Source organism: Clostridium sp. UBA7791 (assembly GCF_002480755.1).
Lineage (GTDB): Bacteria > Bacillota > Clostridia > Clostridiales > Clostridiaceae > Clostridium_J > Clostridium_J sulfidigenes.
Genome location: NZ_DLCT01000005.1, coordinates 929,962 through 941,889, shown reverse-complemented (window position 1 = coordinate 941,889; position 11,928 = coordinate 929,962). Strand labels below are relative to the sequence as shown.

The following is an 11,928-nucleotide window of genomic DNA, read 5'->3' as shown; positions in this document are numbered from 1 at the left end:
TCTATAGCCTATTCCCTAATAAAATCTTTCATGTAAACATATTATTAAGTTTGTAATTAGTATTGGCTATGAAAAAAGGTATGGAATATAACATTTTTTATATTATATCTCATACCTTAATAATATACCATAATCTATTATTATATACTAAATTTATTTTAACATTCCAAGGAAGTTATCAGCAAATTCATCTGCTAGCTTAAGTTCTTCTTCACTTGGTACAAAGTTAAATTTAAAACCTGGATCAATTACATTAAATTTAAGGCTCTTTAATCTCTCTGAAAGCATAGGCACACTTTCTCCACTCCAACCATAAGATCCAAAAGCTCCAGCAATTTTACCTCTATTTACAATAGCACTAACATGAGCAAGTAAATTCCAAGCTGGCTCCACTGCATCTTGATTTATAGTAGGAGAACCTACTAATATACCACTTGACTTTTCTACAAGAGATACAAGTTCCTCTAAAGGTGTAGTTGTAATTTCATGAACTCCAGCCTTAATTCCTCTTTTTTCAATGGCATCCTTTAAATGATTTGCAACCTTTTCTGTATTTCCATAGGCAGAAACATAGAATATTTGGATGTTTTTTTCTTCAATAGCAGCTTCCTTAGCCCAAGTTTTATATAAATTTTTATAATACTCTCTATCATCAATATGAATTGGACCATGGCTAGGAGCAATAATTTCAGTTTCTATATTTTCAATCTTATCAAGGGCCGTATTAATAAATTTTTTGAAAGGTCCCATGATAACATCAAAATAATACTTCATTTCAGTTTCATAGTTTCCAGAACAACTATCAGTAATGCACCCACTTGGTGAATAGTGACATCCCATAAAATCACATGTAAATAATATCTTTTCATCTGCTAAGTAAGTAAATATACTGTCAGGCCAGTGAAGATTTGGTGCATTTACGAATCTTAATGTCTTCTTTCCTATAGATAGCTCTCCTGAAGCATCTATAGACTTAAATTCCATGTTTATAATTCCTCTAAGATATCTTACTGCAGCCTTTGATCCAACAACCTGAGCTTCTGGATATTCCTTTAATAGTTCCTTTAATGAACCACTATGATCAAGTTCTGTATGCTGAACTACAATATAATCTATTTTTTTATCACCAATAATAGATTTAATATTCTTTAAATATTGTTCAAAGTATCCATCCTTAACTGTGTCAACAATAGTGATTTTTTCATCTTCAATTAAATAGGAATTATATGTAGTTCCCATTTTTGTTTCCATTATTATGTCAAATACTCTAAGTTCAGGATTATTAACCCCAACCCAATGAACTGAATTAGTTAATTTTAAAGGTTCCATTTCATTACCTCCGCATTCATATTATCTTCCATACTTACATATTAACAAACAATTATTATCTATTGCAAGATATTCTGAATTATTTTAAAATTTTTTTATAATACAGAAAGAATATATTCAAACCATTTAAATCTCTTATCTTTTGATAATATATATTATTCTGTTTTAATTATCAACTAATACAGTATATCAATATCCTGTATATTTCTCCCTTGTATATTTCCCTTATATATATTGTTCCTCTTTCACTATATATTATAAGAAAACATATAAATATAAAATTAAAATTTTAATCCAGATATTTTTATTCAAATATTTTGTTCAGATATTTTTTATCCAAATATTTCAATTGTATATTTACACAAACTAATGTTTGTGTTAAAATTTTTTTATCAGTTATATTTCCACTTTTTCAAAAAAATGCATATATATTATTAAAGTATTTTAGGGGGTTATATCTATGGATTATTCCAATTTAAAGAATCTTATATTAAAAGCAAAAAATAAAGACCAAAGTGCAATGGAAGAATTGATTAATGAATACAAATACCTAATAATTAAAGAAGCTTCAAAGGTTCATGTCCGAGGCTATGAAATGGAAGACTTAATTCAAATGGGAAACATAACCTTAATGCGTTGCCTTGAAAAATACACTCCGGAAAAAGGCAATTTTACAGCTTATATATCCTATGCAATAAAAAATAACTTTAATTACCTAATAAGGCAAAGAGCAAAAGATAATGAAGTACAAACCATCGAAGCTCCAATTGAAACTAACCTTAGAATAGAGGATACTTTAATAGCTGATGCATCAACTGAAGATAGTTTTATAGAAAAAGAAATGTATAAACTTATAAAAAGAGAAGTGGACAACCTCCAAGATAACTTAAGAGATCTAATAACCTTCATATACATAAATTGTGAAGGCAACCTAAAAGATTATTCAAAATCCAGAAACCTTAACTATTCAACAGCAGCAAAAAGAAGAACCGTAGCTCTTAACAAGCTAAGGTCCTCACTTAATTCTTTATGTGTATAAATACTTTCAAAATAATAAGCAATTTAAATAATTCCTATTGAAAATTCTTATTCATGACAAGTTAATCATTTGAAACCAAAATTTAATGGTTTCTGCATTGATTAACTTTTGTCATTTCTAAGAATTTTCATCTATATCACAAAACTACAATATTATTATGCATATCTACTTTAGCATATCTACTATGTGTATCCACTTTAGTATATCCTACTTAAATATCTCCTTTAAACCTTCGCTGATAGTCTTGGCTACTTTTTCATTTCCAGCTTCATTTAGATTCATATTATCTACAGTATAATCAGCTATGTTTTCTGCTTCTATGCCACTTTCATTAAATAAGTCTATTACTGGTATAGAATTTTTATTACATACTTCTTTAATTGCCATGGAGTAATCCTCTAGACCAAGATCAATATTGTTTTTATCAGGATAGCTTGGCTGTCCTTCAATATATCCATGCTTTAATGGAGTTAAAAATACAAGTTTTGCCTCAGGCTTAGCCTTTTGTGCTGTATTTATAACCGCTTGCACATCTCCGTAAAAAGATTCAACTTCTCCCCCATCATCTTTAGTTCCTAGAGCTCTTCCTTTAGTGTAGTCATTAGTACCTACCATAATAATTATAATATCTATATCCTTGAGGGCTTCTCCATTAATTAAGTTAAGCATACTACTCATAACTAAGCCATTATTAGAGTTATTTGTTACACTTTTTAAATTCAAAAGAGTTTTTACCTTTTCTTGATATGTACTTCCTTTTGAAACTCCATCTCCAAGAGAAAGTAGAGTTTTTCCTTCCAAAATGAACTTTTCTTCACTTCCTTTGGTTTCTCTCTTAACATTACCTTCTTTTTTCTCTTCTTCCAGTTTAGATGTTAGATTTATTGAGCTTTCATATAGTTTCTTACTTTCTAAAATCTTTTCTTTTTCCTTCTTAGATCTATTTATACCTAAAGCTAAAGTAGCAATTAACGCAACGGATAATACTATGCATAATATGGTTTGTATCCTATCTTTTCTCATATATTCCCCTCCTTACCAGTATATTATATCCTATATTTGTATGTTTTCAAAGTAATATTGAAATTTAGAACTCCTATCTTCAATTTCTATAGGTTTAAGCTTCATTAGTTAACAACTTAAGCCTAATTTTTTTGATTGTTTAAGTTAAAAAATTAGTATTATTTGTATAAAATATTTTAATTCTGTTGTTTTATAGGATAATTTGTTATAATATGAATTGGAATACAAACTACATATTTTGCAATATTTATTTTTAAAGTAACCTATTTACACTATATTGCATCTAGCATGTTATAAATATCTACTCTTAAGTAGTAGTTATTAAAACCAAAATCTATAGATTAATTAAATGGAGGGATGAAAATGAAAAATCTAAAAAACTTTAAAAGGAAGTTTAAAATAAAAAGTATTAAAACAAAATTAGTTATCTACTTCTCTGTGCTAATTTTATTATCATCAATTTCATTAGAGATGATTTCTACGCAAAATATTAATATTGCTCTTACAAAAGAAGCAGAAAAATCTCTAGTTTCACTAGCAGCCGAAGGAGCACGAGTAACAGAGAGTAGAAGTGAGACTCAAGAACAGTGCTTAAAAACAATAGCTCTATTAGACAAAATTAAGAGCATGGATTGGACATTACAACAACCTATACTACAAAGACAAGTAGAAGGACTAAATTTTCTTGATATTGCTGTGGTTGATCCTGATGGTACTGCCCGTTATTCAAATGGATCAACTAACCAATTAGGTGATAGAGAATATGTAAAAAAGGCTTTAAATGGCGAAGTGAATGTATCCGACTTATTAATTAGTCGTGTAACCAATGAAATTGTTTTAATGTATGCAGCCCCTATTGAGAGAGATGGTAAAGTTATAGGTGCTTTAATAGGGCGTAGAGACGGAAATGCTTTAAGTGAAATTATAGATGATATTGGATATGGTGATGAAGGATATAGCTATATTATTAATAGTAATGGAACAATAATTGCTCATCCAGACAGGGAAAAAGTATTAAATCAGTTTAATCCGTCTGAAGAAATGAAAAAAGATAAAAGTCTAACCTCAATGTCTACGCTACTTCAGAAAGCATTGAAAGATAAGAAAGGAGTTAGCACCTATTCCCTTGAAGGTAATGATTTATATGCTGGATTTGCTCCTATTGAAGGTACTGATTGGATATTTATTACTACTGCCAACAAGAGTGAGGTTTTATCTGCAATTCCTAGGCTACAAAAAACAATTATAATAGTTACTTCTATAATTTTATTTATTAGTATTGCTATTACATATTTAATTGGTAAGTCCATTACTAAACCTATTATAAAAACAATAAAACATTCAGAAAAAATAGCTAATTTAGATATTACAGAAGATATTTCTGAAGACTATCTTAAAAAAAATGATGAAATTGGAGCCTTAGCCCAAGCTCTACAAGGCATAATTAAAAATCTTAGGGATATTATTGACAAAGTCAGTGATTCTTCTGAACAAGTTACTGCTGCTTCAGAGGAGTTGATGGCTACTTCACAACAATCAGCCATAGCTGTAGACGAAGTATCAAAAACAGTAGAAGAAATAGCAATGGAAGCCTCTGAACAATCACTAATTACAGAAGAAGGTTCTTCAAAAGCTACTATATTAGGAGAAATTATTGAAAAAGATCAGAAAAATGTGAGAAATTTAAATACTGCTTCAATGAAGGTAGCAGAAGTGGTTAATGAAGGTTTAAATGACATTGATACCCTATCAAAAATAACAGAAGAAAGCAATGATGCAACAAAAGAGATATATGAAGTTATATTAAAAACTAATGATAGTTCTAATAAAATTGGACAAGCAAGTAATGTCATTGCCTCTATAGCAGAACAGACTAATTTATTAGCATTAAACGCAGCAATAGAAGCAGCAAGAGCCGGGGAAGCAGGTAGAGGTTTTACAGTGGTAGCAGATGAAATCAGAAAATTAGCCGAACAATCTTCAACTTCTACAAAAGAGATTGATGGAATGGTTAATGAATTGCAAAAAAATGCTAAAAATGCTGTAAATACAATGGAAAGGCTATCTAATATATCTAAAGAACAAGCTAGTAGTGTAATTAATACTAGAGATAAGTATATGTTAATTGCTGAATCAATGAAAGAATCTGGAAAAGTAGTTAAACAGTTAAATGTTTCAGGAGAAAATATGGAAAAAACAAAATATGAAATACTAGATATTTTAGAAAAGCTTTCATCCCTTGCTGAAGAAAGTGCGGCTGCAACTGAAGAAGCAACAGCATCCATGGAAGAACAAGTTGCCTCTATAGAAGAAATTGCAAATTCTAGTGAAAACCTATCAAATTTAGCACAAAACTTACAAACAATTATTATGAAATTTAAAGTTTAAAAAACAAAATTTATAAAATTTTTAAACATGAACTTCTGGTTTCTTTTGCCTCACAGCTCAGCATACATACTAATGATTTACACATAACAAAAGCTGGTGTGAAATACCACACCAGCTTTATATTCGAGTCTAAGAAATAGTAGTATCCTCCATACTTGGACTCTATTACTTAATTACTGTTGAATGCAACTTTTTAAAGAATTTACTGCTTTATCTGCAATTCCGCCACCAGTTCTTATGATTATATTTCCAAATCTCTTATCTAGTACAGTTTTTTGTTCTGTTGTTAAGTCATCATCTGATAAAACCACTGGTGATCCATTAAGGGCTGCAACTGGACCTGCTGCTAGAGCATCTATTAATTCATATCCTTTTGCTATATAAGTTTTATTTACAACACTTCCATAGAATTTATCTATAACCATGGCATTAGTTGCATATCTATCTTTGCCACCTAATCTATTCTTTGTTATATTTCCTGAAGTGATTCCATTAACCTTACTTAGTACATTATCAGAAACTACCCCAGTACCACCTATGATATAGGCATTTTGTAGAGATTCTGATTGTAACCAACTATAAACTTTCGTTGGAATTGTATCCTTTTCTACTAAAACTATTGCCATCTTATCTCTACCTGCTACGGAAGCTATGGATAGAGCGTCTGCTTCACCATGTCCATTACTTATAACTACTTTACTTACTTCATAGCAATTTTTATCAATATACTTAGCAATCTCTAAAGATGTCTCATATCTATCTTTTCCACCAATTCTCTCCACGTTAGTTACACCTAGTGCTTTTAAATCCTTTATTACACTGTCATTAACTACTCCACTTCCACCTACAATAATAGCATTTTTTGCACCTAATCTCTTTATTTCACCTTTAGTTCCTTCTGGGAGACTACTTGCTTCTGTTAAAAGTAAAGGTGCTTTTTTAAAGGTTGCTAGTGGTGTAGCAGCTAATCCATCTGCTAAAGCTCCACCATTTGCTATCATTACAGTGTTTGCAGTTGTAAATTGACCCTTACTTAGTCTAACTGCTGTATCGTATCTATCAGTACCTATTAATGCATTAATTTGTACATTTCTAGCAACAACATTAATAACTCTAGGTATACTTACCTTGTTTCCATCGCTATCTGCTACTGTATAAGTTAAAGTGTATTTACCTACTTTATTTGTATTTATGGTTCCACTAACAGCTATTTTTGAAGTTAAGCTTCCGTCTTCAAGATCTGCAGCTGTAACTCCAGCTTTTGTATCAAACACATTTCCAACTGTTGCATTCTTAGCTGTAGCTCCTGAAATAACTGGTTTCTGTCCTTTATATGCCACTCCAGTTGAAGCAAAACTATTCTTTATTACAGTGATCTCATTAGATCCTTTTCCATATAAGTCAGCTGCAGCTTGTACAAGGCAGTATGCTGCTTGTTGAAAATTAGTATCCGCATGCATGTACTGAGTTAATGCTCTGTAATATATCTTTGCAGTCTTATCCATTCCTATACTTTTAGCTATATTATATGCTGCTTTATTTGGAATCCCTGAATTACTATGAACTCCACCATCATCATCTGTCTTAGGAAGATCCCAATAATTATCCATATGAGCTGGTTGACCATATATGGTAGGATCTGCTAAACTTCTTAAAGCATCCCCTTGAATGTTAGGAGTATAGATGTCATCTCCTACAACCCAATCAGCTGAGTTAAATTTCCAAGTTCCTCCATTAGCAACATTATACTTATCATAAGTTGAAATAAGTACTCCAAACACATCAGCCATAGATTCATCTAATGCACCTGGTTGATACTCATAGACAAGTCCAGCTGTATACTCTACTAATCCATGAGTCATTTCATGACCAACTACATCTAAATCTCCGCTTAGGTATGTAAATTCTTCTCCATCTCCATCACCGTAAAACATCATATCTCCAGCCCAAAAGGCATTATTGTAATTTGAGCCAAGATGAGTAATTGATTCTATTGCCATGCCCTTATTATCTATACTATTTCGATTAAATAAATTTTTATAAAAATCTATTACCTTATCTGCATTATAGTGAGCACTTACTGGAGCTTTATGTTCTTCAGCTGTAAACTCCTTAGTAGTATTTGAAACTAAAAACATATTAAATTGCTCCTCAGTGCTGTTTTTCGCATCATAGGTAGCTATAGCTTCTGTGGCTACATTTGTTAAATCTACCATTCCATATTGTACTTTATCTTCAGCTTCATCTTTATATTCACTTAACTTTAGCTCTCTAGTTTTTCCTAGAACATCAATACCTGTTCCAGTTACTGAAGTATTATATCTTATCTTATTTTCTGTTTTTATTACCTTACCAGAATTAACTTCAATATAAACATCGTAACATCCTATGGTAGGCTCCATAAAGAAAATATTTATTTTGTAAACTTCATAGTTCACACCATCTTCAGTTATTACTAGCTTTTCAGCCTTTGGCGTCTTTTTTAATTTTTTAAATTCAAATTGACTTTTTGCTATTTCAATAGCTTTCTCAGGAGAAATAACCTTACTACCAAGAGTAGTGATTTCTTTATTTTCTTCAAGGTTACCGTTAACACTAACTATAACTCCATTTTTATCATAGTGCACATTTATTAAACTGTTATCTACTTCTGTTCCCTCAATAACTTGTGCAAACTTTACAAAAGTATCTCCTATGTCATCTTTATTTACTTCAACAACCTTTAGTTCCTCTTTTGTATTGTCAATTCCAAAGAGCTCTTTGTTTTCCTCTAAAAATTTAGTTGCTGAACCCTCGCCTGGAACTTCTTTATCAGAAAGCTCTCCTGATAAAAAGACTTGTCCATCATTTTCCTTTAGTTCCACTGTTTCATCACTTAGCTTTTCAAGTTTCTCTATAGCTTGTACTTTTTTTGCTTCTTTATCTACCTTTAATTCTGCAGCAAAGGCAGGTGCCGAAACAGTACAAGTTAATGATAAGCCTAAAATAAGTGAAATTAGTTTTTTTCCCATAATTATCCCCTCATTTCTCTAGCGAATGGTCTGACTTTAATAATTCAGTCAACACCTATTTTTCATATTACCATAAATATTAAAAAATTGTAACTATTTTGCTAAAATTTATAGGTTGTTTTTAGGATATTTTGAATTTTTTAGGCTAATTTAAAAATCCTTTAGACTTTATTGACCTTTATAGCCTGATATATAGATCTATATCTAGTATTAATTTCACAAAAATTTCAACATATCAAGCTAATAAATAATAATTTAATTGGTTACTCTATATATGGAGGTGAAATTTATGAAAGTAAAAGAAATCATGTCAAAAGATGTTGCTTGTTTAACCCCAGAGGATTCTATTGAAAAAGCTGCTCAACTTATGAAACAATATAATGTTGGCTCCATACCAGTATGTAGTAACAAAATGGTAAATGGTATTGTTACTGATCGTGATATTGCTTTAAGGTCTGTAGCCTCAGGTCAGTATTCAGCTCAAACAAAAGTGAGAAATATCATGACTTCAAATCCTACTGTAGGGAACCCAGAAATGGATGTTCATGATGCTGCTGAAATAATGAGTAGAGAACAGATACGTAGACTTCCAATCGTAGAAAATAATAATCTTGTAGGTATTGTTTCACTAGGAGATATTTCCCTTGAACCTATTCTTTCTGACAATGCCCAAGATGCTCTTAAGAGTATATCTGAACCAACAGGTAACCAAATGTAATTTAAAATTGGGGTTAGCCCCCCCTCCCATAAAATGAGAGGGGGGCTAACCCCGTGGTATTAAATAGGCTCCGTTATGCTGCATCCACTTACTATAAGTACAACAATAATTGTGAACAAGCCGTGAATATGTCTTATTTTGCCTCAGCAGGCTTAGGGAGTTACTTTTGTACCTAAATTGTTTACTATTTCTACAATAAATGATACAATTGTTAATGGAATTTATACAATATTTTAATTTTAAGGGGGATATATACATGTTTTGTTCAAAATGCGGGAAATCAATTCCTGACAATGCCATCTACTGTCCTGAATGTGGCAATAATACAAATCCAACTAGCCAACAACAATCAATGGGAAATATTCAAAATACATATAACAATGGGCAACCAATTGTTAACGATGAGCCAAACACCCTTGCAAACATAGCAAGTTGTTGCTTTCCAATAGTTGGACTAGTACTTTATTTAGTTTGGAAGGATACAAAACCAAAGAGTTCAAGTGCAGTTTGCAAATGGGCCATCGGTGGGGTTATTGCCGTAGCTATTATATACATACTCTGTATTATATTAGGCTTAGCTGGAAGTTCATTTTCTTCTTACTAGAATAACTGTAAACTTTTAATTATTTTTTACATTATAATGTTTTGATTAAAGTAGTAGCTTAATATATTAGCTACTACTTTAATCAAAATCCGCATAAAATCATAATTGTATACATATTATTCATTGTGTTTAGGCTAGCAACTAATGGGTTTTAATGAGAAAGGAAAAAATCAAAATATGAAAATACTTGACTATCTTTTTATATGTCACAAGCTACCTGAGCGTTCATTCTTTTATAAAGGAAAGCAGTTTCCTATTTGTGCTCGTTGCACTGGTATATTAATTGGATACTTAATAGCATTACTAATGGCATTTTTCATAGAAATACCCTTGATGTTTAGTTTTGTTCTATTGATACCTATCGGAATTGATGGTATAGGACAATACTTAGGAAAGTGGACAAGTACAAATACAAGAAGGCTATTCACAGGTATTTTAGCTGGCATTGCTACAATATATATTATTATTTTTATTGGAAAACTTGGTTATAGTCATGGAGTCAAATTACAAAAAATTTTGAGGGGCCTATAATATATGCCTCATTGGAGGAATTAAATAGAATGATTAATTATGATAAAAAATCCATTAATACTAAAAAAATAATTTGTCTTGCCATTGCCACTTCCATAGCTATAATTACATCTTTAATTATAGATTTTGTACCTTTTAATGATGTACTTTATGAAGTTATATTATGCTTCCTCTTAGCAATTCTAGTGTTTATAGGGTATGCTTCCTCTAACATCTTAGACGTGGGATTAAGTACTTGCATTTTTTTATTTCTAGGTCCAATTTTAGCTATACCCATAAATATGTTCAAAAATGATATTAGCATAGATAATGTGCCATTCTTATTATTAGAATTATGTTATTACGGAATATATATTATTACAATTCTAATATCATACTTGATAAGTTCATATTTCAAAAATAAATCTAAAACTATTGACTTAGTTATACAAATATTATTAATAACCCTTGGGATTATAGCATCATTTTCATTATACTCTTTTATCAGATGTTTTGTATTGAGTATGGCTTTTAATGATAATTATTTTACTGGCTTGGGTGATTTCATTTTTGGAAACCTTAAATATTCTCCAATACTTATATTGTTTGTTTCATTAACTTTATTTATTAGTAAATTGATATTTAAAAAGAGAGTTATCACAAATTCTATAAACTTTAATGAAAAACTTGTACTAAATAATCTCGATAATGTTTGTAGAAACTGTAAAACTCCACTTAACCCTGACAGTAAATTCTGCACAACTTGTGGTACTCCTATAGTGAGGGATACAAATGCCATTTCAAATATGGATGAAAATGAAACTCTTTGTAATAATTGCAAAAAAGTAATAAGTGTTGATGCTAAATTCTGTATACACTGTGGTAACCCAAAAATCAAATAAAAAACTAACTTAATTTTTAAGGAGGATTCGCATATGTATTGTTCTAAATGTGGAAAAGAAATTCTAAATAACGTCACCTTCTGTCCTGAATGTGGCAATGCTATAAATCCAAATAACCAGCAATCAATGAATAATAATTCATATAATTATGGCCATCCAATAGTAAAAGATGAGCCTGACACCATTGCAAATATAATAGCTTGTTGCTTTCCTATAGTTGGAATAATAGTTTATTTTATGTGGAAGGATAATAAACCAAGAAGTTCAGATGCTATAGGTAAATGGTCATTGTTTGGATTCATAGCTTCAATTATTTTTACCGTTGCTATATATATATTCTTCTTTATAATTGCACTAGCATGTAGTACGCCTTACTAATAATATAATATAATAAAATGTAATGG

At 30.5% G+C, this 11,928-nt stretch carries 10 protein-coding genes; 7 read left to right on the top strand and 3 right to left on the bottom strand.

Going from position 1 to position 11,928, the window contains the following annotated elements; genetic code table 11:
* Positions 1–153: 153 nt before the first annotated feature.
* A complete protein-coding gene (locus B3Z56_RS09885) occupies positions 154–1,329 on the bottom strand; it encodes an FprA family A-type flavoprotein (RefSeq protein ID WP_346877337.1) in 1,176 nt (391 codons plus the stop codon).
* 460 nt (positions 1,330–1,789) lie between these two features.
* On the opposite strand from B3Z56_RS09885, the gene B3Z56_RS09880 reads away from it, so the two are divergent.
* Positions 1,790–2,368: a sigma-70 family RNA polymerase sigma factor gene (locus tag B3Z56_RS09880; protein ID WP_346877336.1), complete on the top strand. Its 579-nt coding sequence runs from the start codon at positions 1,790–1,792 to the stop codon at positions 2,366–2,368.
* Positions 2,369–2,575: 207 nt separating this feature from the next.
* Here B3Z56_RS09880 and B3Z56_RS09875 read toward each other — a convergent pair whose 3' ends face one another.
* The gene (locus tag B3Z56_RS09875; RefSeq protein WP_346878702.1) at positions 2,576–3,391 is read right to left on the bottom strand and encodes an SGNH/GDSL hydrolase family protein; all 816 of its coding nucleotides are present in this window, start codon (positions 3,389–3,391) and stop codon (positions 2,576–2,578) included.
* Between the two features lie 363 nt (positions 3,392–3,754).
* On the opposite strand from B3Z56_RS09875, the gene B3Z56_RS09870 reads away from it, so the two are divergent.
* A complete protein-coding gene (locus B3Z56_RS09870) occupies positions 3,755–5,779 on the top strand; it encodes a methyl-accepting chemotaxis protein (protein WP_346878701.1) in 2,025 nt (674 codons plus the stop codon).
* A 173-nt stretch (positions 5,780–5,952) separates the two neighbouring features.
* Here B3Z56_RS09870 and B3Z56_RS09865 read toward each other — a convergent pair whose 3' ends face one another.
* Entirely contained in the window at positions 5,953–8,790 is a 2,838-nt protein-coding gene (locus B3Z56_RS09865; RefSeq protein ID WP_346878700.1) for a cell wall-binding repeat-containing protein, read from the bottom strand.
* A 289-nt stretch (positions 8,791–9,079) separates the two neighbouring features.
* Between B3Z56_RS09865 and B3Z56_RS09860 the strand changes: the two genes are divergently transcribed.
* The 5 genes from B3Z56_RS09860 (at position 9,080) to B3Z56_RS09840 (ending at position 11,902) form a co-directional block, all read left to right on the top strand.
* Positions 9,080–9,508, top strand: a complete 429-nt coding sequence (locus B3Z56_RS09860; RefSeq protein WP_346878699.1) for a CBS domain-containing protein — start codon at positions 9,080–9,082, stop codon at positions 9,506–9,508.
* Positions 9,509–9,764: 256 nt separating this feature from the next.
* Positions 9,765–10,112 (top strand): zinc ribbon domain-containing protein, encoded by a 348-nt coding sequence (locus tag B3Z56_RS09855; RefSeq protein ID WP_346877332.1) that lies wholly within the window; start codon positions 9,765–9,767, stop codon positions 10,110–10,112.
* 144 nt (positions 10,113–10,256) lie between these two features.
* Positions 10,257–10,643: a DUF2085 domain-containing protein gene (locus tag B3Z56_RS09850; protein ID WP_346878698.1), complete on the top strand. Its 387-nt coding sequence runs from the start codon at positions 10,257–10,259 to the stop codon at positions 10,641–10,643.
* Positions 10,644–10,672: 29 nt separating this feature from the next.
* A complete protein-coding gene (locus B3Z56_RS09845) occupies positions 10,673–11,524 on the top strand; it encodes a zinc ribbon domain-containing protein (RefSeq protein ID WP_346878697.1) in 852 nt (283 codons plus the stop codon).
* Between the two features lie 33 nt (positions 11,525–11,557).
* Positions 11,558–11,902 (top strand): zinc ribbon domain-containing protein, encoded by a 345-nt coding sequence (locus B3Z56_RS09840; protein ID WP_346878696.1) that lies wholly within the window; start codon positions 11,558–11,560, stop codon positions 11,900–11,902.
* Positions 11,903–11,928 lie beyond the last annotated feature (26 nt).

Excerpts from the sequence above, each read along its gene's own strand:
- B3Z56_RS09885 (WP_346877337.1), bottom strand. The coding sequence starts at position 1,329 with ATGGAACCTTTAAAATTAACTAATTCAGTTCATTGGGTTGGGGTTAAT.
- B3Z56_RS09880 (WP_346877336.1), top strand. The coding sequence starts at position 1,790 with ATGGATTATTCCAATTTAAAGAATCTTATATTAAAAGCAAAAAATAAA.
- B3Z56_RS09875 (WP_346878702.1), bottom strand. The coding sequence starts at position 3,391 with ATGAGAAAAGATAGGATACAAACCATATTATGCATAGTATTATCCGTT.
- B3Z56_RS09870 (WP_346878701.1), top strand. The coding sequence starts at position 3,755 with ATGAAAAATCTAAAAAACTTTAAAAGGAAGTTTAAAATAAAAAGTATT.
- B3Z56_RS09865 (WP_346878700.1), bottom strand. The coding sequence starts at position 8,790 with ATGGGAAAAAAACTAATTTCACTTATTTTAGGCTTATCATTAACTTGT.
- B3Z56_RS09860 (WP_346878699.1), top strand. The coding sequence starts at position 9,080 with ATGAAAGTAAAAGAAATCATGTCAAAAGATGTTGCTTGTTTAACCCCA.
- B3Z56_RS09855 (WP_346877332.1), top strand. The coding sequence starts at position 9,765 with ATGTTTTGTTCAAAATGCGGGAAATCAATTCCTGACAATGCCATCTAC.
- B3Z56_RS09850 (WP_346878698.1), top strand. The coding sequence starts at position 10,257 with ATGGGTTTTAATGAGAAAGGAAAAAATCAAAATATGAAAATACTTGAC.
- B3Z56_RS09845 (WP_346878697.1), top strand. The coding sequence starts at position 10,673 with ATGATTAATTATGATAAAAAATCCATTAATACTAAAAAAATAATTTGT.
- B3Z56_RS09840 (WP_346878696.1), top strand. The coding sequence starts at position 11,558 with ATGTATTGTTCTAAATGTGGAAAAGAAATTCTAAATAACGTCACCTTC.